Consider the following 24,040-nt stretch of genomic DNA (forward strand, 5'->3'; position numbering starts at 1 on the left):
GAGTCCCGCCTGCTGGGCCGGGTCGCTGCGCAGCCCCGCTCGATGGCTGCGCGCGCCCCGCTCTTCGGTGGCCGACGCTGCGGCCGGCACGGCGACCCGGCTGGGCACTGGCCGGGTCCGGCAAGCGGCGGTCAGTGCAGCGATCGGGGTCGGCATAGCGGATTTGCCAGGTTGGCAGGATAGCATAGAGACACACTATATCTGGGGTCCCCACCCTCTTCAAGCACTACCAATAGCGTGTGCGCCCCATTGACCGGCGGCACAGTAAAGGCTAGCCGGAGCACCGCCAAGGGCCTTTCCATCGACCGCGGCAGCGGTTTGCCCCGATGGTTGCGGGGCATCGCGGCGACAAGCCGCGCCAGGCCTTGCTTAGCGCGCCAAAGAGCCCGCAAACCCGCGTCGATTCGCGCTTGCGGCGCGCGCGGAATGTGCCGCGGCGGACAGCGCCGGAAGTGGCCACGGCGAGCTGCTCGCTTTCATCAATGGGGCAAGCCCTAGGGCCCGCGAAACGAAAACGGTTGGCTGGTGCCGCGCCGCGCGCAGCCGCTTCAGGATTCGCCTGCGCCGCCCTCGCCCGCGCTGATGGCCAGCCGCGCCATCCGGTAGCGCATCTGGCGCAGTGACAGGCCCAGGCTCGCGCCGGCGGCCGTGCGGTTGAAGCGATGCCGCTCGAGCGCACGCAGCAGGATGCTGCGCTCGACCTCGTCCAGATACAGGGCCAGGTCCTGCGGCAGCTCGGCGCCGGCCTTGTCGGCATCGAGCGCCGGCGCCGCGGCGCGGCTGCGCGCCTCGTCCAGCGGATCGAGCGCGCCGAGCTGCGAATCGTCGAGCAGCGATTCGGGCAGGCCCAGATCGTCGGCATCGATCAGCTCGCCGCCGGACAGCGCCAGCGCGCGGTGCAGCAGGTTCTCCAGCTCGCGCACATTGCCGGGGAAGGCATAGCGGGCCAGCTGCGACTGCGCGGCCGCGGTCAGACGCGGCGCCGGCGACACGCCGGCATCGCGCGCGATCCGCTCCAGCACATGCTCGCTGATCAGCGGCACGTCCTCGATCCGTTCGCGCAGCGGCGGTACGCGGATCTGGATCACATTGAGGCGATAGAACAGATCCTGGCGGAAGCGGTTCGCCGCCACCTCGGCACCCAGATCCTTGTGCGTCGCACTCAGCACCCGCACATTGACCGGCGCCTCGACGACCGCGCCCACCGGCCGCACAGAGCGCTCCTGGATCGCGCGCAGCAGCTTGCTCTGCATCGCCAGCGGCAGATCGCCGATCTCGTCGAGAAACAGGGTGCCGCCATCGGCCGCCTGGAAGAAGCCTTCCCGGTCCTCGTTGGCGCCGGTGAAGGCGCCCTTGCGATAGCCGAAGAACTCGGCCTCGAGCAGTTGCTCGGGAATCGCGCCGCAATTGACGGCGACGAAGCGCTGGCGTGCGCGCGCGCTGCTGTCGTGGATGGCGCGCGCCACCAGCTCCTTGCCGGTGCCCGACTCGCCCTGCAAGAGCACCGGCGCCATGCTGCGCGCAACCTTCTCGATCAGCGAGCGCACCTGCTGCATTGCCGCGGAGCCGCCGGCCAGCCGCGACAGCGCGCCCACCGGCGCGGCGGGCGCGGCCACCGGCGAAGGCGTGGGTGCCTGTGCAGGCGAAGGCACCGGCCGCGGCGCCGCGGCCGGCTTGGCCGCCGGCTTCTCGACCCCTTCGGCCGGCAGCTGCGCCGGCACGACCGAGGGCTGGGTCGGCGGCAGCCGGCCCAGCGCCGAGGCGACGACCAGGCGGAACTGGCGCAGGTCGACCGGCTTGGTCAGGTAGTCGTAGGCACCGGCCTTCAAGGCCTCGACCGCGTTCTCGGCCGAGCCGAAGGCGGTGATCACCAGCGCCTTCTCGCGTCGGCCCTGCTGCTCCAGCCAGTTCAGCAGATCGAGCCCGCTGCCGTCGGGCAGGCGCATATCGGTGATGACGGCGCTGTAGCTGCGCCGCTGCAGCCGCGCCAGCGCGTCGCTCACCGAGCCGGCCGTCTCCAGCTCATAGCCCTCGCGCAGCAGGGTCAGCTCGTACAGGGTGCGCAGGTCCGGCTCGTCGTCGACGACGAGAAGGCTGAAGCTCGGTGCCGCTGCGTTGGTGCTCATGGCGGATTGGCGTCGCTGATAAGGTCGCTAAGTTCGCTGCCGTCGCCGCGGCGCAGCCGCAGCAGGAATTCATTGCACGGCGGCGTCGTGTCGTCCCGGCGCCGGTAGGCGATGCGCGCGCCATAGCGCTCGCACAGCTCCCGACAAATATAGAGGCCCAGGCCGGAACCGCGGCTGCGGGTCGAGAAGAACGGTTCGAACAGATGGCGCTCGACCTCGGCCGGAATCGGCGCGCCGGCGCTGAACACGCTCAGCCGCGCCAGCGCCGGGTCCTCTTCATCGTCGGCCAGCAGCACCTGCACACTGCCGGGCCCCGGGCTCGCATGGCGCAAGGCATTGTCGAGCAGATTGACCAGCACCCGGCGCAGATGCTCGGGGTCGAAGGCCACCACCAGCGGCCGCAGCGGCACGCTGCAGGCGAGCGGATCGTCGGGCCCCGGCGGCAGCTTGTTGGTGCGCGCCCAATCCAGGCAGGTCTCGGCAACCAGCGAGCTGGCGTCCAGCGGCACCGCTTCCTGCCGCGTGCCCGGCGCGACCTCCAGCACATCGTCGACGATGCGGGTCAGCCGCGCGACGTTGGAGGCCACCATGCGGGTCAGCTGTTGCGCGCGCGGCTCGCTGCTGTCCTCGGCCAGCAGCTCGTTGGCCTGCGCGATCGCGGCCAGCGGATTGCGGATCTCGTGCGCGATGCCGGCCGACACGCGGCCCATCGCGGCCAGCTTCTCCTGCTGGCTGCGCGCCTGCAGCAGGCGGTTGTCCTCGATGAAGAGCACGCACAGGTCCTCGCTGGCATGCGGCTCTCGCCGGCGGGTGAAGCGCATGCGCAGGCGCAGCGAGCGCTGCGCGCCGGCGCCCGCTGTGCCGAACTGCAGCAGCACATCGCGCCCGGCCGCCGGCCAGCCGCCGGCCGCGACGGCCTGCTCGACCGCCTGCACCAGCGGCAGCCAGGCCGCCACGCCCTTCAGCGGGAACGGCGCCTTGCGCACCATCGTCGCCGGCGCCTCGGCCAGCAGCGCGCGCGCGGCCGGGTTGGCGGCGCGCACATTGCCGCGCTGGTCGACCACCAGCACGCCCTCCTGCATCTCCTCGATCACCAGCCGGTTCAGCGCCGCCTGCTGGCGCGCGAACTCCATGCTGCCGCGCGCGGCGCGCTGCTCGCGCGCCAGCCGGCTGGCCATCTCGCCGGCCAGCAGGCTGACGACGAAGAAGCCGCTGCCAGCCAGACCGGCCTGCGTCAGCCGCAGGCCGATGTCGGCACCGCGCAGCACCGCCAGGCCGGCCACACCCAGCATCAGCAGCGCCGCCATCGCCGCCACCGCCAGCGCCAGCAGCCGCGGCGTCAGCACGCCGGCCATCAGCACCGGCATCACGAACAGCGCGCCATAGTTAACGCTGGCGCCGCGATCGAGCGCATGCAGCAGGCCGAACACGGCCAGGTCGGTGCCGATGCCCAGCCACCAATGCGGGCTCGACAGCCGCGCCAGCGTCTGCGCCGAGGCGCCGCGCTGCAGCCGCGGCAGCAGCCACAGCAGCAGGGTCTGGCCGGCATAGGCCGTGCACAGCAGCAGCGTCCAGCGCTCGGGCGGCGAGCCGAGGAAGCCGGCGATCAGCTGCGCGGCCAGCAGCACCAGGGCCAGCGCGACGCGGGCGCCCAGAAAGGCGCGGTACAGGCGCGCGAAGGCATTGCCGCCGGCATCGCCGAGCCGGCGCGCGCGGCGGAACAGGAACTGCGAATCGGCGTGCGACTCGGCAGCCCCCTCGGCGGCTTGTGCCTCGCCGGCGGCCGTCGCCTCATGGATCTCCGACGGCTCGACCTCGCTGTCCGGCACCGGACCGAACCAGGACTGCGTTCGCTCGCCGCTCATGGCGCGCCGCCATGCTCCGCCTCATAGGCGGCGCGATGGGCGGCGCTGCAGAACACGCCGCCGCGGCCGGGCAAGGCCTCGTCGCGCGGCAGATGCAGGCCGCAGCGCGCGCAGCTGAGCATGGGCTGCGGTCCGCGCGGCGCGGCCGGCGGCTTGGCCCGGCGCGGCGGCCGCGCGCGCTTGACGCCCAGCAGGAAGACCAGCAGCGCCAGCAACAGAATCAGCAACAGGTATTTCATCGTCAGCAATCAGGCGGGACTGCCGCGTTGCAGCACGACCTCGAGCACGAAGCGCGAGCCGGCATAGGACAGCAGCAGCAGGGCCGCGCCAACGTAGAGCCAGCGCGTCGCGCGCCGGCCGCGCCAGCCGAAGATGCGCCGGCCGGCCAGCAGGCCGGCCAGCACGATCCAGCCGAGCAGGGCCAGCAGGTTCTTGTGGTCCCAGCGCCAGTGCGGCGTGAACCACCAGCCCAGCAGGATGGCTAGCGACAGCACCGCGACCCCGGCCGCGACGAACTGGAAGGTCAGCCGCTCAAGCCGCAGCAGCGGCATGCCCGGTGTGCCGGCCGTCGTCGCCAGCTTGGCGGCCGTCGGCTTCTGCCGCAGCTGCCGCTCGGCACGGCTCAGCAGCACCGCATGCAGCACCGCCGTGCCGAACAAGCCATAGGAGGCCAGGCCCAGCACCCAGTGCAGCGGCGCCCAGGGCGAGGCGGCCTGCGGCCGGCTTTCGCCCTGGAACAGCAGGGCCAGCAGCACCGCCAGCGCGGCCAGGCCGGCCAGCACGCGGCGGCTGCTCTGCAGCGGCACGAAGCGGCTCTCCACCATATAGACGGCCAGCACCAGCCAGACCGTCATCGACAGCGCCGGCGCGAAACCGAAGCGCGCGCCGGGCCGGGCCAGGCCGATGCCGGCGATATCGATGACCAGGGCCAGCAGATGCGCGGCCCAGGCCAGCAGCAGCAGGCCCTGGCGGCGGGGCGACGCGGAGGCGCTCTCGGCGGGCTGTGGCGCCGTCAGCGCGACGGCCGCATAGGCCAGCGCCGCCACCAGGCTGGCGCCGCCGAGCGCCAGCGCGGCGGCGGCCGAAGTGTCGGGCGATAAAATCATCGTCACAGTGTACTTTTGCGTGCCCACCCGACCGGTCGGTACGAACCTTGATGGCCTCCAATCTGACCGACCGCCTGAGCCAGCTCGTCAAAACGATGCGCGGCCAGGCCCGCATCACCGAATCGAATGTCCAGGAGATGCTGCGCGAGGTGCGCATGGCGCTCCTGGAAGCCGACGTGGCGCTGCCGGTCGTGCGCGACTTCATCGCCCGCGTGAAGGACAAGGCGCTGGGCCAGGAGGTGGTCGGCTCGCTGAACCCGGGGCAGGTGCTGGTCTCGGTCGTGCACAAGGAACTCGCCGCGACCATGGGCGAGGGCGTGGCCGACATCAATCTCGCGGCGCAGCCGCCGGCCGTCATCCTGATGGCCGGTCTGCAGGGCGCCGGCAAGACGACGACGACGGCCAAGCTGGCCAAGCACCTGATCGAGAAGCGCAAGAAGAAGGTGCTGACCGTTTCGGCCGACGTCTACCGTCCTGCCGCGATCGAGCAGCTGAAGACGGTCACCAGGCAGGCCGGCGCCGAATGGTTCGCCTCGACGCCGGAGCAGAAGCCGCACGACATCGCGGTGGCCGCGATCGACTACGCCAAGCGCCACTACTTCGACGTGCTGCTGGTCGACACCGCCGGGCGCCTGGCGATCGACGAGGCGCTGATGGCCGAGATCCGCGATCTGCACGGCGTGCTGAATCCGGTCGAGACCCTGTTCGTCGTCGATGCGATGCAGGGTCAGGATGCGGTCAACACGGCCAAGGCCTTCAAGGAGGCCCTGCCGCTGACCGGCGTGATCCTGACCAAGCTCGACGGCGATTCGCGCGGCGGCGCGGCACTGAGCGTGCGCCAGATCACCGGCGCGCCGATCAAGTTTGCCGGCGTGTCCGAGAAGATCGACGGGCTGGAGGTCTTCGATGCCGAGCGCCATGCCGGCCGCGTGCTGGGCATGGGCGATATCGTCGCCCTGGTCGAGGAAGTGACCAAGGGCGTGGACCTGGCCGCCGCCGAGAAGCTCGCCGGCAAGCTCAAGAGCGGCAGCGGTTTCGACCTGAACGACTTCCTCGCCCAGATCTCGCAGATGAAGAAGATGGGCGGCCTGTCCAGCCTGATGGACAAGCTGCCGGCCCAGATGACGGCCAAGGCGGGCGCGGCCGACATGGACAACGCCGAGCGCGATATGAAGCGCATGGAAGGCATCCTCAGCGCGATGACGGCCAAGGAGCGCGCCAACCCCAAGCTGCTGCTTGACGGCAAGAGCAAGGCCAGCCGAAAGAAGCGCATCGCGCAAGGCGCCGGCGTGCAGGTTCAGGAAGTGAACCGCGTGCTGAATCAGTACGACCAGATGGCCGGCATGATGAAGAAGATGAGCGGCGGCGGGATGATGAAGATGATGAAGAAGCTCGGCGGCCTCAAGGGCATGGGCGGGATGATGCCCCCAGGTCTGAAATAGGCTTAAGCACCTTCCAGTGAAAACGGGCCTCGATGGCCCGTTTCTTCTTTATTCCAGCAAGGCCTGCGCGAACTCCCTCGCGCTGAAGGTCTGCAGATCCTCGAGCTTCTCGCCGATGCCGATGAAATAGACCGGCACGGCACGCTCGCGCGCGATCGCCGCCAGCACCCCGCCCTTGGCCGTGCCATCAAGCTTGGTGACGATCAGGCCGGTCAGGCCCAGCGCGTCGTCGAAGGCCTTGACCTGCGAGAGCGCGTTCTGGCCGGTGTTGCCATCGACGACCAGCAGCACCTCGTGCGGCGCACCGTCCTGCGCCTTGGCGATCACGCGCCTGATCTTCTTCAGTTCCTCCATCAGGTGCAGCTGCGTCGGCAGGCGGCCGGCCGTGTCGGCGATCACCACATCGCAGCCGCGCGCGCGGCCGGCCGTCACCGCATCGAAGGTCACCGCCGACGGATCACCGCCCTCCTGGCTGACGATCTCGACGCGCGTGCGATCCGCCCAGACGCCCAGCTGCTCGCGCGCCGCCGCACGGAAGGTATCGGCCGCGGCCAAGAGCACCTTCTGCTCGGCCTCGGCCAGATGGCGGGTCAGCTTGCCAATGCTGGTCGTCTTGCCGGCGCCGTTGACGCCGACGACCATCATCACCGTCGGCGTCTGCTCGCCGACCGACAGCGGCTTCTCGAGCGGCCGCAGCAGATCGCTCAGCGCATCGATCAGCAGGCCGCGCACGGCAGCCGGCTCGGTCGCCTTCGCTTCCTTGACGCGCCGCTTCAGATCGTCGAGCAGGAACTCGGTCGCCTTGACGCCGGCATCGGCCATCAGCAGCGCTTCCTCCAACTCCTCGTACAGCGCCTCGTCGATGCGCGTGCCGGTGAAGACCTGGGCGATGCTGGAGCCGGTCTTGCGCAGGCCGGCACGCAGCTTGTCCATCCAGCCCTTGCGCGGTGCCTCGGGCGTCTCGGTTGCCTCAGCTTCGGCGCCGACTTCAGCAAGCACTGCGGGCGCGGCCGGGACGACCGCCGGCTCGGCTGCCGCAGCGGGGGTCGGCTCGGCCACCGGCAAGGGCGCCGGCTCCGCGACCACTTCGTCGACCTGCGGCGATGACTGCTCGTCGCTGCTGACCGTGGGCGCGGCGCCGAACTTCTTCTTGAAAAAACTGAACATCGCTGAGGCGCCGGCTGGAGGGAAGGAATATTTTTCACCCGATTTCGGGCGGGCCTTGCATTGTCCGTCAAAACATGACTACAATGGCGGGCTTGAGGCGCTTTAGCTCAGCCGGTTAGAGCGACGGAATCATAATCCGCAGGTCCGGGGTTCGAATCCCTGAAGCGCCACCAAATACAAAGGGTCTAGCAGCGATGCTAGGCCCTTTTTCTTTATCGACGCGGCCACGTTGGCCGCCGCCCCTCACGACGCGTGCAGCATCCAGATCAGCGCCGTGCCGCCGATCGAGATCAGGATGTGGCCGAAGGCGACGGTGCTCGAGTAGCCGATCACCGCCACCGGGCTCTCCGAGCGTTCCTGCACGGCCGCCAGGCCGGCCGTCATCGTCTGCGCGCCGGCCAGCGCGCCGAGCAGCATCAGCGGGTTCAGCTTCAGCAGATAGCGGCCGACGTAGAGGCCGACGATCTGCGGCATCAGGGTGACGACGATGCCGCCTAGGAAGACGGTCAGGCCGATCTGCTTGACCGCCTCGACAAAGACCGGCCCGGCCTTAAGCCCGATCATCGCGACGAAGGCGGCCAGGCCGACCGACTTCATGAACTCGATCGCCCCATGCGGGATGTAGGCAAAGCTGGGCCGGATCGAATTGCGCCAGCCCATGGCGATGCCGGCCACCAGCACGGCCACGCTGCTGCCCAGGGCGATGTGCAGGCCGCCGACCGGGAAGGACAGTGCGATGCCGATCAGCGCGCCGACGAAGATGGCCAGGCCCAGCGCGACGAAGTCGGTGTGGTCGCCCGCCTCCAGCACATTGCCGACCTCCTCGCAGACGCGCTTGACGGCCGGCTCCAGCCCGTGGACGGTCAGGATGTCGCCGCGCTGCACGACGGTGCCCGGCCCCAGCGGGATCGATTCGCTGCCGCGCCGGATCGCCTTCAGGAAGACGCCGCGCGCGGCCGGTGAATGCCGGCGGTAGTCGGCCAAGGTGCGGCCGGCATAGACCTTGTTCGTCAGCTCGACGTCGAAGGTGGCCGAAGGGATGTCCAGCAGTTCGCGGTCGAACTGCTCGACCGCCCGCGTGTCGACGACCTTCAGCAGCGATTCGTTGCTGCCCAGCACGGCGACGATGTCGCCGGCCCGCAGCACGGTGTCGGGGCCGCTCTCGATGATCTGCCCGTCGCGGCGGATCCGCTCGACGAAGAGCCGCTCCTTGGCCAGCATCTTCTCGGCCTCGGCAACGCTGCGGCCGACCACCGGCTGCTCGGCATCGAGCTGGTAGGCGCGCAGCTCGAACATGCGCCAGGCCGAGCTGATGCCGGCCTGCTCGCGCTCGATGCCCATCTCCCGCTCCAGCTTCAGCGCCTCGGCCTTCATATCCAGGCGCAGCAGCCAGGGGCCGATATAGGAGCAGAAGAAGATCACGCCGAAGGTGCCGAAGATATAGGTCAACGCGTCGGCGATCGGGATCTGCGCGACCAGGCGCTGCTTCTCGGCGTCGGGAATCGGCAGCGAGCGGATCGCCTCGCTGGCCGTGCCGATCACCGGCGATTCCGTCAGGCCGCCGGACATCATGCCGGCCGCGTAGCCGAGCTCCAGATGCAGCAGCTTAGCCATCGCATAGGCAGTCAGCAGGCCGGTCAGCGGCACCGTGATGCCCAGCGCGATCCAGCGCCAGCCGCCGTCCTGGATGCCGCGTATGAAGCCCGGCCCGGCCGAGTAGCCAATGCCGAACATGAAGAGCAGGAACAGCAGCTGCTTGGCCGTGTCGGCCACCGGCACATGAAAGAAGTTGCCGATCAGGAGGCCCGCGATCAGCGAGCCGGTGACCGGCCCGAAGCCCACGCCCTTGAACTTGAATTTGCCGATCCAGTAGCCGATGCCGATGGCCAGGAAGACGGCAATCTCGGGCGACTTGGTGAAAAAGGGCGCCAGCCATTCGATCATCGTTGATCTCCCGTCTGGCGCCCTGTCCTCATGCGACGCGCTGCCTTATTTGGACATGATCATCGCGACATAGCCGAACACCGTCAGCAGCACGCCGGAGACCGCATAGCCGACCGGGAAGCCGACCCAGGGCACCGAGCTCTGCACCTCGACCGCCGCCTCGCGCGCCGGGCCCGAGTGCGAGCGCGAACCGGCGACGCCGCCCATCAGCACGACCGGATGGATCTTCATCACGTACAAGCCGATGATCCAGACCACGACGGGCGGCACCGTGCAGCAGAAGAAGCCGGCGATCAGGATCTTCACCGTCAGCGCGGCCGACAGCTGCGAGATCAGGCCGGCGCCCGAGTTGACGCCGACGATGGCGATGAAGACGATCAGGCCCAGGTCCTCCAGGATGTTGCGCGCCGCGTTCGGCGTGTGACCGAAGAAGCGGGTGCGCGACACGACCGAGGACACGATGATGCCGGAGACCAGCAGGCCACCGGCATTGCCGAGGCCGACATTGGCGCCGGCCAGCGGCACCGAGATCGCGCCGATCAGGAAGCCCAGGATCATGCCGGCCGCCAAGGTCAGCAGGTCGGTGCCGGTGCTGGCGCGGCCGATCTTGCCGGCCTTGTCGGCCAGCTGGTTGACGGCGCTCTTCAGGCCGGTGACGAACAGCAGGTCGAAGCGCCGGACCTCGGTCTCCAGGCCGATCGGGATCGGCACGCCGCCGCGCTCCATACGCGCCAGGTTGACGTGGCCGGCAAAGGGCTCGTTGGCGAAGTCCTTCAGCTTGCGGCCGGAGATGTCCTTGTTGGTCACCAGGATCTCGGCCTGGTCCAGCGGCACGGCCAGCGCCTTGGCATCGGCGACCTCGGGGCCGATCAGGCCCATGTCGGAGGTCAGCGCCTCCAGCTTGCCGCCCAGCACGATCACGTCGCCGAGCTTGAAGGCCACGTCATCGCCAGCACCCAGCGACTCACCGTCGCGGTGGACATTGATCACGCGCAGGCCGATGTGTTGCTGGAAGAACTGCCGCACCGTCTGGCCGACGAGCTTGGGGTTCTCCAGCCGGTAGGCGCGAACGCCGCCGGCGCGGTAGCCGCTCAGGCCCGAGTCATCGACATTGAGCACGCCGTTGGACTTCTCGTACTCGCGCGCGGCGGCCTTGGCATCGATGCCCCAGATCTTGGGCAGGTACTTGACGATCAGGATGATGCCGACCGTGCCCCAGATATAGGTCAGGCCGTAGCTCAGCGCGATCATGCCGCTGACGTCCTCGAAGGTCTGCCCTGGCGCCAGCGGGAAGGCGCCCTGGCGCACCGCCTCCTCGGCCGAGCCGATCGCGGCCGACATCGTCATCGAGCCGGCCAGCACGCCGCCGGCCGCGCCGGCCGGCAGGTCGAACCACTTGGCGAAGCCGGCCGCCATCAGAAGGCCCATCACCGAGCAGATCACCGCCAGGATGGTGAACTTCAGGCCGTCGGCCTTCAGGCTGTTGAAGAAGGACGGGCCGACGCGCAGGCCGACGCCATACATGAACAGGTAATAGAACAGCGACTTGGCGAAGTTGTCGAGCTGCATCTTGATGCCCATCGTCGCCGCCCAGGCCGAGATGCCGGCGCCGACGATGATGGCCGAGGCGACCATGCCCAGGCCATAGCCCTTGATCGTCGCCTTGCCGAGCAGCACCGCCGCGCCGACGACGAAGAACAAGAGGATGTAGGGGTTGGCGGCCAGCCAACTCAGGAATGTGTGCATAGCGAATCCCCCATGAATTTTGCGGGTGCGGGGGCCACCTCCTGCCCCCGCCGTTGTTGGATTACTGCCTTCTCGGACTCATCTCAGCGCCGCTTGCCGCCGCTGGCATGCGCCTCCAGCACATCGGGCCGCAGCAGTTGCAGACCGCGCGCGGCATTGAAGCCGTGGATCTCCTTGACGTCGAGCTTGCGCATGAAGGTGATGATTTCCTGCGAAATCACCTGGCCCGGTACCATGATCGGGAAGCCCGGCGGATAGGGAATCACGAACTTGGCCGAGACCAGATCGGGCCCGTTCTTCAGTCGCTCGTCGACCTGGGGGTCGTTGAGCCCGAGGTACTCGCAGTTGGCATCGTCGAAGGCCAGGTAATAGGCCTCGCGCATATGGCCCTCGCAGCTCTTGCTGGCCGGATCGTCGCGGAAGGCGTCGTGGAAACGGCTGAAGTCGGGCAGGTCCGGCACGTTCTCGACCAGGTCCTTGACCCGCGCATCGAAGGCCTTGCGCGCGCCCTCACCCCCGCCGGCCAGGCGGCGATCGATGTCGCGCGAGATGTCGGCCAGGGCCTTGATCAGGTGCGCCATATCGCTGCGCGTGTTGTTGATATTGATCTGCACCAGCACGCTGTTGCGCGAGGTCTTGTTGATCTGGATGTCGTGGTCGGACGACAGCAGCGCCTTGAACTGGGTGCCGTCGAAGCCGGCATTGCCGCACAAGAGGGTGATGCGGCTGGGGTCGAGGAAGAACTCGTCCTGGTTCAGCGCGCGGCTGATGTCGGCAATCGTCTGGCCCGGCACGACGAAGTCCTCGATCCCGCTCTTGCGGTACTCGGCCGGGATCATCTCTGCCGGCGTCGCGCAGCGGAAATACTTCGAGATCAGCGGGTGGTGGTTGATCTCGCGCCGGATCTCGATCGCCAGCTGCGTCGCCTTGCCGACCAGCTCGAAGCCCTCCAGCTCCATCTGGCGGCGTGCCAGATCGAGCGAGGCGATGATCTGCAGATTCGGCGAGGTGGAGGTGTGGGCGTAGAAAGCCTCCTTGAACGGGCCCTCGACCTTGGGCCAGTCCTGGTCCGAGCAGATGACGATCGAGCCCTGGCGCAGCGCCGACATCGACTTGTGGACCGAGTCGGTCTCGTAGACGCGCAGCCGCACCGCGTCCGGGTCGGGCCACAGCCGCGTGTCGAGCAGGGCCTGGTTGGCCGGATCGATCTCGCCGACCTCGGCCTTGAACTTGGCGTACTGCTCGCGGTAGGCCGGGCTGGCGAACAGCTTGCGCAGCGCCGCCACGCCGCCCATCGCCGTGCGCCGGCGCAGGAAGGGCGAGAAGCGGGCGAAGCCGAACCAGGCCTCGTCCCACAGGAAGACCATGTCCGGCTTGATCGCCAGCACCTCCAGCATCGTCTGCTGCACGTTTGCCACATGGCCGTCGAAGGTGCAGTTGGTCAGCACCAGCATCTTGGCCTTGTCCAGCCGTCCCTCGGCCTTCAGGGTCAGCAGCGCCTGCTTGATCGGCCGGATGCCCAGGCTGCCGTACATCGAGTACTGGGTCAGCGGGAAGGCGTCGATGTACAGCGGCTGGGCGCCGCACATGACGGCGCCGTAATGGTGCGACTTGTGGCAGTCGCGGTCGATCAGCACGATGTCGCCCGGCGTCAGGATCGCCTGGTGGACGATCTTGTTCGAGGTCGAGGTGCCGTTGGTGACGAAGAAGGCGCGGTCTGCGCCAAGCGCGCGGGCGGCCAGCTCCTGCGCGTCCTTGATATTGCCGGTCGGGTCGAGCAGGCTGTCCAGGCCGCCGGTCGTGGCCGAGGACTCGGCCAGGAACAGATTGGTGCCGTAGAACTCGCCCATGTCGCGGATCCAGTTCGACTTGAAGATCGACTTGCCGCGCGCCACCGGCAGCGCATGGAAGGTGCCGATCGGCCGGGCCGCGTACTTCTTCAGATTGTCGAAATAGGGGGTGCGGTAGCGGTCCTTGATGCCGCCGAGGATGGACAGATGCATCTCCATCGGTTCCTCGGGGCCGTAGAACACGCGCCGCACGCCGGCGACCTCGTCGGAGCCGGCAACGGCGGCCGGATCGCGATCGGTGGTCAGATAGATGTCCAGCTCGGGCCGCAGATGGCTCAGGACGCCGGCCAGCGCGCCGCCCAGATCACCGTCTTGCGCGTCCTCGGGCACGAACTGCGCGATCAGCTCGCGCAGCACCGGGATGTCCTGCTGGGAGTCGAAGATGAAGCCCTCGGAGACCAGCACCGCCTGGACGTTGTAGTTGAAGTTGGCAGCCAGCACCGCATCCTCGAAGCTGTCGACGGCGACGATCTCGTAGATGAACTCGTCCTCCGGGCGACGCAGGCGGCGGAAGGTTTCCTTGAGACTGGTCCAGTGCGAGCGGTCCATCGCCGCCACGACCAGCACCTCGAAATAGGGCCGCCGCCCGCTCGACAGGCCCTGCGCCGGCGGCAGCACATCGCCCATCACCGCCTCGACCTCGTCGTCCAGCGCCCAGGCCGCCGAATCCTCGCGATAGGCATTGGTCTGCAGCGCCGCGCTGATGCGCGCGGCCATGCGGTGGAAGGCCGCCCATTCGCCGCGCTTGAGCCGGTCGTTCAGCTGGTCGAGCAGGGCCTGGCCCGGATAGGCGTTCAGGCATTCGATCGGGGCCAGCTCGCGCAGGCAGCGCTGGATCTCGACCACGGCGCCGGCGTCGGAGCCCCGCCCGTCCAAGGCCCGGGCAAGCCGGGACAGCGTTCTCCATTGATCGATGCGCGCCTCCGACGCAGCGAAGTACTGCATCAGCGTTTGGGTCGTGCCGGAAGTCATCGGTGCATTCATCTGCAAGCTCCGTGTTGGGATACAAACCACCAGACCGGCGCAATCGCTGCCTGCATCCGCGCCCAACAGGCAAACGCAGCATTCGGAACAAGGACAAGAAAGCGCCTCGCTGAATGTGACGGAGTCCGCATCGACCTAGGCAAGACCCGGCACCCATGCGCACACCTCAGTACAGGCTTATAGAGTTCGGCCAAGTCCGTGTCAATGTCACGAAAGGCTTATGGACGTAAAGAAGTAAAGCGCTTGCGCCAGCACAAGTTCCGGCACGTCCGCGGCGCGCAATGCCGATGAACACGGGCGCGCGGGCACCCCGGCCCATGGGGGCCAAACCTTGGGCGCCACGTGGCGGCGGGCGTTCGCAAGCCGTACATGCCGCGAAACGGGGCGAGGGTTCATGCGGCCCGCGAGGGACGGCCAGCAGCCGTCGAGTGCCGCGGAAGATCGACTACTGCTTGGCCGCGTCCGGCGTGCCGGCCACCGTCAGCGGCGCGCGCTCGTCGAAGCCGCCGCCCAGCGCCAAGTAGAGGTTGACGCGCTGCAGCAATTGCTCGCTGCGCACGCGCACCAGCGCAACCTGCGCGGCGTAGACGGCCATGTTCTGCTGCAGCACCGAACGCAGATCCGCCGAGCCGACGCGGTAGCGGATGCCGGCCAGCTCCAGCGCGCGCTGGTTCTCCACCACCGCCTGCTTGAGGATGTTCTCGCGCGCGGCCAGCGAGAAGCCGGCCGACAAGGCGTTCTCGACCTCGCCGAAGGCGCGCGCGCCGACGCGGCCGTACTCGGCCAGCGCCTGCTTCTGCTCGGCGTTGCGGATCTCGACCTGGGCCTGCAGCTGCCCGCCGCTGAAAAGCGGCGCGAGGATGGTCGCGCCGGCGCTCCAGACCGGGTTGTCGCGCTCCTTCAGCACGAACAGCTCGCTGCTGACGCTGCTGACCGCGGCGGTCAGCGAGATGCGCGGCAGCCGCGCCGCCTTCGCCTCTTCGCCGCGGTAGAAGGCGGCGGCGACGCGGCGCTCGGCGGCAATCACGTCGGGCCGGCGCTCCAGCAGCTCGGACGGCATGCCCACCGGCGGCGCGGCCGGCGGCGTGGCCAGCTCGGCCGGCACCGACAGCGCGGCGGCCGGGTAGCGGCCGACCAGGATCTCCAACGCGCGCAGCGCCTGCTGGTAAGCCTGGTCCAGGCTCTGCACCGTGTCGCGGAAGGTTTGCAGATTCGCCTGCGCCACGCGCAGCTCGTACTCGTCGCCCACGCCGACGCGCACCCGGTCCCCGGTCAGATCGACGACCCGGGACGAGGCCTTGACGCTGTCCTCGGCCAGCGCCTTCTGCATGCGCGCCTCGGTGGCGAGGAACCAGCTCTTGGCCACCTGGGCGCTCAAGGACTGGCGCGCGTACTCGGCGTCGAGCGCGGTCGCCACATATTGCGCCTCGGCGGCGGCGGCGCCGGCGCGCACGCGGCCCCAGAGATCGAGCTCCCAGTTGGCGAAGATGCCGACACCCTGCAGGCCGCTGGAATCGCCGCTCAGCTGCCCGCCGCCGCGCGCCATCAGATTGACCTGCGGATAGAGCAGGGCGCCGGCCGCCTTCTGGTAGGCGGCCGCCTGCTCGACCCGCGCCGCCGCGACGGCCAGGTCCGGGCTGTAGGCGAGCGCCTCCTGCACCAGCGCCTGCAGCTGCGCGTCCTTGAAGCTGGCCAGCCAGCGATCGGCCACGGCGCCGGCCGGCACGCCGGCAGAGGCCGAGGCCAGCGCGCTCCATTGCGCCGGCAGCTGCCGGTTCGGCGCCGCGCCGCGGGCCAGTTCGTCGCGCTGCGGCGGCGACTTCAGTGCGCAGCCGGCCAGCGCCAGCACGGCGGCCGCGGCGATTAGAGAAGGTCGGAGCAGGTCCATGGTGGCCTCAGTGCAGCTTCAGGACCAGGTAGTTCATGTACGAGGCGACCCGGATCAACACCTTGCGCAGGATGTGGATGTGGGTGCCGCTGTCGGTGTAGATCGCCGCCTGGCCGACCGCGCCGGCGGCCAGGAACAGCGCCTTGTCGCGCTCGCTGATGTCGACCTTGACCGCGTACTGGCTGGGCTGCTGGGCCAGGAAGGCGTTGAAGGGCACCTGGCCGCTGGGCAGCTGCCCCATGCCCTGGGCCCAGATGATGGAGTCGACCTTGCCCTTGATGACGGCGCCGGGGATGGTGTTCATCGTGAACTCGACCTCGTTGCCGGGTGCCACCTGGTGCAGCTCGTTCTGGCTGAACAGCGCCAGCACCTGGCCCTCGGCCTCGATCAGCGTCATCACCGGATTGAGCGGGATGCCGGCCACGAAGGCCCCCTTGCGCAGCTGCAGATTGACCACATAGCAGTCGCAGGGCGAGGTGGTCGTCGTCTGGCTCAGCAGCCACTTGGCGTTCTCGAGCTGGGCGCGGATCTGCGCCACCTGCGAGTACTCGCCGTCGACCTTGGAACCGAGCTTCTGCAGCACCTGCTGCTCGCCGGCGATCGCCTGCGTCTCGGCCGCGCGCGCCTGCACCTCGGTGCTGCGGATCGCGTCCAGCTGGCCTTCCAGCTCCTTGACGTCGGTCTGCGCGCGCTCAAGATCGAAGCGGTTGCCGGCGCCGGTGGCGACCAGCTCGCCGTACTGCGCGGCGCGCTTCCTGGCCAGCTCCAGCTTGGCGCTGACCTCACGACCGCGGCTGCCGGCCTGTGCGATCGCGCCGCGCGACTCGGCGATCTTGCCGCGTGCGCCCTTCAGCGATTCCTCGACCTCGCGCTGCGAGCCCTGGGCCGTCGCCAGCTGGGCCGTCAGCACATTGACGTCGATCTGGTAGGGGGTCGGGTCGATCTTGAACAGCACGTCACCCTTCTTGACCAGGCGGTTGCCCTCCTCGACCGGCACCTCGATCACCCGGCCCTTGACCTGCGAGACGATGGGGATCTGGTATTTGTAGACGCGCAGATTGGCCGAGGACGGCGCGAACACGTTCAAGGACAGGATCAGGATCGTCAGGGCGACGATGGGGATGATGACGACCGTCACCTTGCTGGCCGTGTTCCAGGGCAGCCATTTGTACTTGATGAAGATCAGCCAGACGAAGAAGGAGTAGATGCCAAGAATCAGGATGTCCATTTAGACGACACCTTTCTGCTCTGTCGCGACGCGCGCCTGCTCGTCGGCACGGAGCTCGTCGAGCGCGTCCTTCAGCGCCTTGAGTTTCGGCGGCAGCGCGCCGCGCGCCTCGATCGCGTCGAGGTCCTCGCGCAGATGGACGATTTCCTCGCGCACCAGTTCGCCCTTGCTGTGCTTCTGGGCCATCTCGTCGTAGTAGTCCTCGTGCTTGTCGGTGCCATAGGCCATCCGGTGGGCGACGGGCTTGGTGTAGGCCCACAGCCAGGCCAGCGGCCACAGCAGGCCGCCGAAGACGAGGGAGAGCAGGCACAAGGTGGTGATCGCGGCCGTCTGCGGGTGATGGCGCTTGTGGGCGATCTTCTCCGGCATCACGTGGACGACCCAGAAGACCACGATGACCACGACCGGAACGACGATCAGGACAATGATCGCCATCACGTCGGCGACCTTGTCGACGAAACTGCTGTCGGCGGCTCGCGCCAGCGAGGCGTTCAGCAGCAGCGCCAGGCTGCCCAGCAGACGCAGCGCCAGACGCTGCGATCGCGCTGAATGCGGTTGAGAAAGCATCATCCCTCCTCGCCGTGTCCGGCTTCACCAGCATGCACATCGTTCCCGGACGATCGCTGCCCGGGATCGGGCGCAGAATACACCTGATTCGCGGCATCGCAGTACGGCTCGGGTGACAAGTCATGACCGGGGTCTGGTCTTGCCTGCCGCCTCGTCCGAGTTATAGCGCAGGATGGTCGCCGGCCATGTTGCCGCGAGGCCTGTTGTTGCGGCGACGCTGCGAACATCGGGCCTGGCGGCCGTCGCGTCCTCGTCCATCGCCAAGCCAGGAGGATTCCATGCAGTTCCACCGCGGCCGACTGATCGATCATGTGCATTTCCGCGTCGCCGACCTCGAGGCCAGCAAGCGCTTCTACCGCGCGGTGCTGGCCGCGCTCGGCAGGCCGCAGCTGTTCCAGGAAAGCGCCGACCACTTCAATGCCGACGAGCTCTGGTTCGACCGCGCCGACGGCCCGGTCTCGCGCATCCATCTGGCCTTCCAGGCGGCCGACCGCGCGATGGTCGAGGCCTTCCACGCGGCGGCGCTGGCCGCCGGCGGCCGCGACAACGGCGCGCCGGGCGAGCGCCCTTACCACCCCGGCTACTACGCCGCCTTCGTGCTCGATCCGGACGGCAACAATATCGAGGCCGTATTTCACGGTCCGGCGCGGCGCTCGGCCGACAGCGTCGTCGTGACGGCGCCCTGAGCCGCCCCATTCCGGCGCCATCGGCTAAAATCGCGGCTCTGCGGACAAGAACGACGGCCTGGGGCATGCAGCCCGCGGGCCGTTTTCTCTTGCCCGATTCCTGCCCTTCAAGCAGCCACTGGACTAATACCATGTACCGCTGTGTCTCCCCGCTGCTCGCCGCCTTCGCGGCCGGCGTCGTCAGCATCTCGGCCCAGGCCCAGGTGCACCGCCCCTTCCCCGTCCAGGCCCTGCGCGGCGAGCTGGTCGTGCTGCAGACGCCCGATGTCGCGCTGAACGGCCGGCCCGCCAAGCTGGCGCCCGGCGCGCGCCTGCGCGGCGACACCAATCTGCTGCTGCAGCCGGCGGCCGTCGCCGGCCAGAAGCTGATCGTCCACTACACGGTCGATCCGAACGGCCTGCTGATGGATGTCTGGGTGCTGAACCCGGCCGAGCTGGCCAACAAGGTCTGGCCCCGCACGCCGCAGGAGGCGGCCGCCTGGTCCTTCGATCAGGCCTCGCAGATCTGGACGCGGTGAAGCCCATGAGCACGAAGAAAGTATTCATCAAGACCTTCGGCTGCCAGATGAACGAGTACGACTCGGACAAGATGGCCGACGTGATGGGCGCCGCCCAGGGCTACGAGAAGACCGACGACCCGGAGCAGGCCGATCTGATCCTGTTCAACACCTGCTCGGTGCGCGAGAAGGCGCAGGAGAAGGTGTTCAGCGACCTCGGCCGCGTCAAGCATCTGAAGGCCAAGGGCGTGATGATCGGCGTCGGCGGCTGCGTCGCCTCTCAGGAGGGCGCCGCCATCATCGAACGCGCGCCCTATGTGGACGTGGTCTTCGGCCCGCAGACCCTGCATCGCCTGCCGCAGATGCTGGCCGCGCGCCAGGAGCAGCGCCGCCCGCAGGTCGACATCAGCTTCCCCGAGATCGAGAAGTTCGACAATCTGCCGCCCGCCAAGGTCGAGGGCGCGAGCGCCTTCGTCTCCATCATGGAAGGCTGCTCCAAGTACTGTTCCTACTGCGTCGTGCCCTACACGCGCGGCGAGGAGGTCTCACGCCCCTTCGAGGACGTGCTGACCGAGATCGCCGGCCTGGCCGACCAGGGCGTGATGGAGATCAATCTGCTGGGCCAGAACGTCAATGCCTACCGCGGAAGGATGGGCGACACCAGCGAATACGCGGACCTGGCCCTGCTGCTGGAATACGCGGCCGAGATCCCCGGCATCCAGCGCCTGCGCTTCACCACCAGCCACCCGAACGAGTTCAGCCAGCGCCTGGTCGAGGCCTATGCCAAGGTGCCGCAGCTGGTCAACCATCTGCACCTGCCGGTCCAGCATGGCAGCGACCGCATCCTGATGGCGATGAAGCGCGGCTACACGGCGCTGGAGTTCAAGAGCACGATCCGCAAGCTGCGCGCGATCCGGCCCGATATCCGCATCGCCAGCGACTTCATCGTCGGCTTTCCCGGCGAGACGCAGGAAGACCACGACAAGCTGATGAAGCTGGTGCACGACGTCGGCTTCGACCAGAGCTTCTCCTTCATCTTCAGCCCGCGCCCCGGCACGCCGGCCGCGGCGCTGGAAGACCTGACGCCTTACGAAGAGAAGGTGCGGCGCCTGCAGGAACTGCAGGCGGCAATCGAGGCCCATGCGGTGACGATCAGCGAGAAGATGGTTGGCAAGACCGAGCGCATCCTGGTCAGCGGCCATTCCCGCAAGGACCCGAACGAGCTGATGGGCCGCACCGAGTGCAACCGCATCGTCAACTTCAAGGGTCAGCCGCGGCTGATGAACCAGCTGATCGACGTCCGCATCACCCAGGCCTTCGCGCATTCGCTGCGCGGCGAGGTGCTGATCAACGAGGATCTCGTCAACGCCTGACCATCAGCAGCCACTGCGGCAGGCTGATGCCCAGCAGCATCAGCGCATAGCCGACCATCTTGCCGTCATGGCCCGTCAGGGCCAGCGCGGCGAGCAGGGCCAGGCTGCCGCCGGCGGCGCCCCACAGCGCCAGCCGCCGCCAGCTCAGCGCCTTCAGCTCGCGCCGCCACAGCAGCTTGGCGGCGCCGGCCAGCAGGGTGGCGACGCACCAGGCCGGAGCGAACAGATTGGTGATATGCCACAAGGCATCGAACGGGCTCAACAGACGCTTTCCTCGCAATGACGCGCCAAATTTTATAATCCGCCCATGTCGGTGTTTGCCCTCGGTCTGAATCACAACTCCGCGCCGCTCGATCTGCGCGGCCGTTTTGCATTCAGCCTCGAACAGCTGGCGCCCACCCTGTTGGGCTTTCGCCAGCAGCTGGGGCCGCATGTCGCCCGCCATGCGCCGGGCGGCGCCGAGGCGGCGATCCTGTCGACCTGCAACCGCACCGAGCTCTATGTCGCCGGCCATGCCGCGATGGTGCAGCCGGCCGTCGACTGGCTGGCCCAGGTCGGCGGCGTCGGCAGCAGCGCGCTGCTGGACCATGCCTATGTGATGGAGGGCAGCGCCGCCGCGCGCCATGCCTTCCGCGTCGCCAGCGGCCTCGATTCGATGGTGCTGGGCGAGCCGCAGATCCTCGGCCAGATGAAGCAGGCGGTGCGCGAGGCCAACCAGGCCGGCACGCTGGGCACGACCCTGCACCAGCTGTTCCAGCGCAGCTTCTCGGTGGCCAAGGAGGTGCGCAGCTCGACCGAGATCGGCGCGCATTCGATCAGCATGGCCGCCGCCTCGGTGCGCCTGGCCGGCCAGCTGTTCGAGGACCTGAGCAAGATCAAGGTGCTCTTTGTCGGCGCCGGCGAGATGATCGAGCTGGTCGCCACCCATTTCGCGGCGCGCATGCCGAAGGCGATGGCCGTGGCCAACCGCACGCTGGAGCGCGGGGAAAAGCTGGCCGGGCGGCTGAACGCCGAGGCGATCCGCCTGGCCGATCTGCCGCAGCGCCTGCATGAATTCGACGCGGTGATCTCCTGCACCGCCTCCAGCCTGCCCCTGATCGGCCTGGGCGCCGTCGAGCGTGCGCTGAAGGCGCGCAAGCACCGGCCGATGTTCATGGTCGACCTGGCCGTGCCGCGCGATATCGAGCCCGAGGTCGGGCAGCTCGACGACGTCTATCTCTACACCGTCGACGAGCTGGCCGCCGTCGTGCAGACGGCCGGCGAGAAGCGCCAGGCCGCCGTCGAGCAGGCCGAGGCCATCATCGAGACCGGCGTGCAGAGCTTTGTGCACTGGCTGGGCCAGCGCAGCACGGTGCCGCTGATCCAGGCGCTGAACGCGCAGGCCGAGGGTTGGCGCGAGCTGGAGATTGCGCGCGCCCGCAAGCTGCTGGCGCGCGGCGAGGACGTCGACACGGTGCTGGAAGCGCTTTCGCGCGGTCTGACGCAGAAGATGCTGCACGGCACGCTCGCCGAGCTGCATGCCAGCGACGGCGAGCAGCGCATGCAGCTGGCGCAGACGGTGTCGCGCCTGTTCCTGCGCAACAGCAGCAAGAGCCCGTCCTCGGAGAATTAGCGGCGCTGAAGCAAGACCCCTCGGTTTTCTTCGTCTTCAGCCCCTGCTTCTCCGCCCATGAAAGAGTCTCTCCGCCAACAATTCGAGCGCCTGGCCTTCCGCCTCGCCGAGCTCGAGCAGTTGCTTGCCGACGGCAGCGTCGCCGCCGACATGAAGCGCTACCGCGCGCTGAGCAAGGAACAGAGCGAGGTGGCCGAGCTGGTCGGCCGCTACCGGCTCTATCTGCAGCGCGAATCCGATCTGGCCGCCGCCCGCGAGCTGCTGGAGGACCCCGAGATGGCCGAGATGGCGCGCGAGGAAATCGCCGCCGCCGAGGCCGATCTCCTGCGCCTGCACGAGCAGCTGCAGCTGGCACTGCTGCCCAGGGACCCGGACGACGATTGCCCGGCCTTCCTGGAAATCCGCGCCGGCGCCGGCGGCGACGAGGCTGCGCTGTTTGCCGGCGATCTGGCGCGCATGTATCTGCGCTATGCCGAGCGCCAGGGCTGGCGCACCGAGGTGATGTCGGAGAGCGTCTCCGACCTGGGCGGCTACAAGGAGCTGGTGCTGCGCATAGCCGGCGAGCAGGTCTATGGCCGGCTGAAGTTCGAATCGGGCGGCCACCGCGTGCAGCGCGTGCCGGCGACCGAATCGCAGGGCCGCATCCACACCAGCGCCTGCACGGTGGCGGTGATGCCCGAGCCGCCCGAGGCCGAGGAGATCCAGCTGAACCCGGCCGAGCTGCGCATCGACACCTTCCGCGCCAGCGGCGCCGGCGGCCAGCACGTCAACAAGACCGACTCGGCGATCCGCATCACCCACATCCCGACCGGCCTGGTCGCCGAATGCCAGGACGACCGCAGCCAGCACCGCAACAAGGCCAAGGCCATGGCCGTGCTGGCCGCCCGGTTGCGCGACAAGGACAAGAACGAGCGCGCCGCCAAGGAGGCCGCGACCCGCAAGGGCCTGATCGGCAGCGGCGACCGCAGCGACCGCATCCGCACCTACAACTTCCCGCAGGGGCGGCTGACCGACCACCGCATCAACCTGACCCTGTACAAGCTCGACCAGATCATGAACGGCGATCTCGACGACGTCGCCGCCGGCCTGCAGGCGGCGCAGGCGGCCGAGCAGCTGGCGCTGCTGGAAGGCCGCGCTTGAAGATTGCCGACGCCCTGGCCCTGGCCCGCGAACTGGGCGTGGACCGGCTCGACGCCCAGCTGCTGCTGGCCGCCGGGCTGCAACAGGACCGCGGCTGGCTGATCGCCAACGACGATGCACGGCTCAGCGAGGCGCAAGCGCGGCAGATCGACGCGCTGCTGCGCCGGCGCGCGGCCGGCGAGCCCTATGCCTATCTGGTCGGCGAGCAGGAATTCCACGGCCTGCGCCTGCGGGTGACGCCGGACACCCTGGTACCGCGCGCCGATACCGAGACCCTGGTCGACTGGGCGCTGGAGCTGCTGAGCGATCTGCCGGGCGCGCCGCGGGTGGTCGACCTGGGCACCGGCAGCGGCGCGATCGCCCTGGCGATCAAGCACCGTCATCCGGCGGCGCGGGTCGAGGCGGTCGAGCTCAGCGCCGGCGCGCTGGCGGTCGCCCGCGCCAATGCCGAGCGCCTGCAGCTGGAGGTCGTGTTCCATGCCGGCAGTTGGTGGCAGCCGCTGGCCGGCCGGCGCTACGAGCTGATCGTCAGCAACCCGCCTTATATCGCCGGCGACGACGACCATCTGGCCGCCTTGCGGCATGAGCCGCTGTCGGCGCTGACGCCGGGGGGCGACGGCCTGTCGGCGCTGCACATCCTGATCGATGCTGCGCCGCAGCATCTGGAAGCCGGCGGCTGGCTGCTGCTGGAACATGGCTACGACCAGGCCGAGGCCGTTGCCGCTGCGCTACGCGCACGCGGCTTCAGCGAGCTCGCCCTGCGTCGCGATCTGGGTGGCCAGCCCCGGGTCAGCGGCGGGCGCTGGCCCGGCTAGCCCC

19 protein-coding genes and 1 tRNA gene are annotated in these 24,040 nt (G+C 68.8%); 8 read left to right on the forward strand and 12 right to left on the reverse strand.

Features of this window, described 5'->3' with window-relative positions:
- Positions 1-548 precede the first annotated feature (548 nt).
- The 4 genes from QWJ38_RS12260 to QWJ38_RS12275 are packed head-to-tail and all read right to left on the reverse strand — an operon-like array spanning position 549 to position 5,097.
- Positions 549-2,126: a sigma-54-dependent transcriptional regulator gene (locus QWJ38_RS12260; RefSeq protein WP_290359370.1), complete on the reverse strand. Its 1,578-nt coding sequence runs from the start codon at positions 2,124-2,126 to the stop codon at positions 549-551.
- The gene (locus tag QWJ38_RS12265; RefSeq protein WP_290359371.1) at positions 2,123-3,991 is read right to left on the reverse strand and encodes a sensor histidine kinase; all 1,869 of its coding nucleotides are present in this window, start codon (positions 3,989-3,991) and stop codon (positions 2,123-2,125) included. Before QWJ38_RS12265 ends, QWJ38_RS12260 begins: the two co-directional genes overlap by 4 nt.
- Positions 3,988-4,230 (reverse strand): PP0621 family protein, encoded by a 243-nt coding sequence (locus QWJ38_RS12270; RefSeq protein ID WP_290359372.1) that lies wholly within the window; start codon positions 4,228-4,230, stop codon positions 3,988-3,990. Before QWJ38_RS12270 ends, QWJ38_RS12265 begins: the two co-directional genes overlap by 4 nt.
- Positions 4,231-4,239: 9 nt before the next feature.
- Positions 4,240-5,097 carry a cytochrome C assembly family protein gene (locus tag QWJ38_RS12275; RefSeq protein WP_290359373.1) on the reverse strand — a complete coding sequence of 286 codons (858 nt, stop codon included), beginning with the start codon at positions 5,095-5,097 and terminating at the stop codon, positions 4,240-4,242.
- A gap of 50 nt (positions 5,098-5,147) precedes the next feature.
- On the opposite strand from QWJ38_RS12275, the gene ffh reads away from it, so the two are divergent.
- Positions 5,148-6,539 (forward strand): signal recognition particle protein, encoded by a 1,392-nt coding sequence (gene ffh, locus QWJ38_RS12280; protein WP_290359374.1) that lies wholly within the window; start codon positions 5,148-5,150, stop codon positions 6,537-6,539.
- Between the two features lie 48 nt (positions 6,540-6,587).
- Here the strand turns inward: ffh and ftsY are convergent, their stop codons facing one another.
- On the reverse strand, positions 6,588-7,706 hold the full coding sequence (gene ftsY / locus QWJ38_RS12285) for a signal recognition particle-docking protein FtsY (RefSeq protein ID WP_290359375.1): 1,119 nt from the start codon (positions 7,704-7,706) through the stop codon (positions 6,588-6,590).
- Between the two features lie 96 nt (positions 7,707-7,802).
- On the opposite strand from ftsY, the gene QWJ38_RS12290 reads away from it, so the two are divergent.
- Positions 7,803-7,879: transfer RNA gene (locus QWJ38_RS12290), tRNA-Met, on the forward strand.
- A gap of 70 nt (positions 7,880-7,949) precedes the next feature.
- Here the strand turns inward: QWJ38_RS12290 and aspT are convergent.
- The 6 genes from aspT to QWJ38_RS12320 all read right to left on the reverse strand — a co-directional run bounded on the left by aspT (position 7,950) and on the right by QWJ38_RS12320 (position 17,913).
- Positions 7,950-9,650, reverse strand: a complete 1,701-nt coding sequence (gene aspT, locus QWJ38_RS12295; RefSeq protein WP_290359376.1) for an aspartate-alanine antiporter — start codon at positions 9,648-9,650, stop codon at positions 7,950-7,952.
- A gap of 45 nt (positions 9,651-9,695) precedes the next feature.
- Positions 9,696-11,396, reverse strand: a complete 1,701-nt coding sequence (locus QWJ38_RS12300) for an aspartate:alanine exchanger family transporter (protein ID WP_290359377.1) — start codon at positions 11,394-11,396, stop codon at positions 9,696-9,698.
- Between the two features lie 83 nt (positions 11,397-11,479).
- A complete protein-coding gene (locus tag QWJ38_RS12305; RefSeq protein WP_290359378.1) occupies positions 11,480-14,230 on the reverse strand; it encodes an aminotransferase class I/II-fold pyridoxal phosphate-dependent enzyme in 2,751 nt (916 codons plus the stop codon).
- A gap of 445 nt (positions 14,231-14,675) precedes the next feature.
- Entirely contained in the window at positions 14,676-16,118 is a 1,443-nt protein-coding gene (locus QWJ38_RS12310; protein ID WP_290359379.1) for an efflux transporter outer membrane subunit, read from the reverse strand.
- 7 nt (positions 16,119-16,125) lie between these two features.
- Positions 16,126-17,346: an HlyD family secretion protein gene (locus QWJ38_RS12315; protein WP_290359380.1), complete on the reverse strand. Its 1,221-nt coding sequence runs from the start codon at positions 17,344-17,346 to the stop codon at positions 16,126-16,128.
- A complete protein-coding gene (locus QWJ38_RS12320) occupies positions 17,347-17,913 on the reverse strand; it encodes a DUF3302 domain-containing protein (RefSeq protein WP_290359381.1) in 567 nt (188 codons plus the stop codon). It lies immediately after the preceding gene.
- Between the two features lie 278 nt (positions 17,914-18,191).
- Here QWJ38_RS12320 and QWJ38_RS12325 point away from each other — a divergent pair, with 278 nt between their 5' ends.
- The 3 genes from QWJ38_RS12325 to miaB all read left to right on the forward strand — a co-directional run bounded on the left by QWJ38_RS12325 (position 18,192) and on the right by miaB (position 20,469).
- Entirely contained in the window at positions 18,192-18,599 is a 408-nt protein-coding gene (locus QWJ38_RS12325; RefSeq protein ID WP_290359382.1) for a VOC family protein, read from the forward strand.
- 131 nt (positions 18,600-18,730) lie between these two features.
- Complete coding sequence (locus QWJ38_RS12330) at positions 18,731-19,117, forward strand: hypothetical protein (protein WP_290359383.1); 387 nt, start codon at positions 18,731-18,733, stop codon at positions 19,115-19,117.
- 5 nt (positions 19,118-19,122) lie between these two features.
- Complete coding sequence (gene miaB, locus QWJ38_RS12335) at positions 19,123-20,469, forward strand: tRNA (N6-isopentenyl adenosine(37)-C2)-methylthiotransferase MiaB (RefSeq protein ID WP_290359384.1); 1,347 nt, start codon at positions 19,123-19,125, stop codon at positions 20,467-20,469.
- On the opposite strand, the gene QWJ38_RS12340 is transcribed toward miaB, so the two are convergent.
- The gene (locus tag QWJ38_RS12340; RefSeq protein WP_290359385.1) at positions 20,459-20,731 is read right to left on the reverse strand and encodes a hypothetical protein; all 273 of its coding nucleotides are present in this window, start codon (positions 20,729-20,731) and stop codon (positions 20,459-20,461) included. The two genes, miaB and QWJ38_RS12340, sit on opposite strands and share 11 nt — an antisense overlap.
- Before the next feature lie 45 nt (positions 20,732-20,776).
- On the opposite strand from QWJ38_RS12340, the gene hemA reads away from it, so the two are divergent.
- From hemA to prmC, 3 genes are read left to right on the forward strand one after another with little or no spacing between them, the layout of a single operon-like run.
- The gene (hemA, locus tag QWJ38_RS12345; RefSeq protein ID WP_290359386.1) at positions 20,777-22,081 is read left to right on the forward strand and encodes a glutamyl-tRNA reductase; all 1,305 of its coding nucleotides are present in this window, start codon (positions 20,777-20,779) and stop codon (positions 22,079-22,081) included.
- Between the two features lie 57 nt (positions 22,082-22,138).
- Positions 22,139-23,221: a peptide chain release factor 1 gene (gene prfA / locus QWJ38_RS12350; protein WP_290359387.1), complete on the forward strand. Its 1,083-nt coding sequence runs from the start codon at positions 22,139-22,141 to the stop codon at positions 23,219-23,221.
- On the forward strand, positions 23,218-24,036 hold the full coding sequence (prmC, locus tag QWJ38_RS12355; protein ID WP_290359388.1) for a peptide chain release factor N(5)-glutamine methyltransferase: 819 nt from the start codon (positions 23,218-23,220) through the stop codon (positions 24,034-24,036). The genes prfA and prmC overlap by 4 nt, the downstream gene beginning before the upstream one ends.
- Positions 24,037-24,040: the final 4 nt, after the last annotated feature.

It is taken from the genome of Roseateles violae, assembly GCF_030410485.1.
GTDB lineage: Bacteria > Pseudomonadota > Gammaproteobacteria > Burkholderiales > Burkholderiaceae_C > Roseateles_D > Roseateles_D violae.

What these genes read in the sequence shown, in the direction of transcription:
- aspT (WP_290359376.1), bottom strand. Translation starts at nt 9,650, where the DNA reads ATGATCGAATGGCTGGCGCCCTTTTTCACCAAGTCGCCCGAGATTGCC.
- miaB (WP_290359384.1), top strand. Translation starts at nt 19,123, where the DNA reads ATGAGCACGAAGAAAGTATTCATCAAGACCTTCGGCTGCCAGATGAAC.
- QWJ38_RS12330 (WP_290359383.1), top strand. Translation starts at nt 18,731, where the DNA reads ATGTACCGCTGTGTCTCCCCGCTGCTCGCCGCCTTCGCGGCCGGCGTC.
- QWJ38_RS12275 (WP_290359373.1), bottom strand. Translation starts at nt 5,097, where the DNA reads ATGATTTTATCGCCCGACACTTCGGCCGCCGCCGCGCTGGCGCTCGGC.
- QWJ38_RS12315 (WP_290359380.1), bottom strand. Translation starts at nt 17,346, where the DNA reads ATGGACATCCTGATTCTTGGCATCTACTCCTTCTTCGTCTGGCTGATC.
- QWJ38_RS12265 (WP_290359371.1), bottom strand. Translation starts at nt 3,991, where the DNA reads ATGAGCGGCGAGCGAACGCAGTCCTGGTTCGGTCCGGTGCCGGACAGC.
- QWJ38_RS12320 (WP_290359381.1), bottom strand. Translation starts at nt 17,913, where the DNA reads ATGCTTTCTCAACCGCATTCAGCGCGATCGCAGCGTCTGGCGCTGCGT.
- QWJ38_RS12325 (WP_290359382.1), top strand. Translation starts at nt 18,192, where the DNA reads ATGCAGTTCCACCGCGGCCGACTGATCGATCATGTGCATTTCCGCGTC.
- ffh (WP_290359374.1), top strand. Translation starts at nt 5,148, where the DNA reads ATGGCCTCCAATCTGACCGACCGCCTGAGCCAGCTCGTCAAAACGATG.
- hemA (WP_290359386.1), top strand. Translation starts at nt 20,777, where the DNA reads ATGTCGGTGTTTGCCCTCGGTCTGAATCACAACTCCGCGCCGCTCGAT.
- prfA (WP_290359387.1), top strand. Translation starts at nt 22,139, where the DNA reads ATGAAAGAGTCTCTCCGCCAACAATTCGAGCGCCTGGCCTTCCGCCTC.
- ftsY (WP_290359375.1), bottom strand. Translation starts at nt 7,706, where the DNA reads ATGTTCAGTTTTTTCAAGAAGAAGTTCGGCGCCGCGCCCACGGTCAGC.
- QWJ38_RS12305 (WP_290359378.1), bottom strand. Translation starts at nt 14,230, where the DNA reads ATGAATGCACCGATGACTTCCGGCACGACCCAAACGCTGATGCAGTAC.
- QWJ38_RS12270 (WP_290359372.1), bottom strand. Translation starts at nt 4,230, where the DNA reads ATGAAATACCTGTTGCTGATTCTGTTGCTGGCGCTGCTGGTCTTCCTG.
- QWJ38_RS12300 (WP_290359377.1), bottom strand. Translation starts at nt 11,396, where the DNA reads ATGCACACATTCCTGAGTTGGCTGGCCGCCAACCCCTACATCCTCTTG.
- QWJ38_RS12260 (WP_290359370.1), bottom strand. Translation starts at nt 2,126, where the DNA reads ATGAGCACCAACGCAGCGGCACCGAGCTTCAGCCTTCTCGTCGTCGAC.
- QWJ38_RS12310 (WP_290359379.1), bottom strand. Translation starts at nt 16,118, where the DNA reads ATGGACCTGCTCCGACCTTCTCTAATCGCCGCGGCCGCCGTGCTGGCG.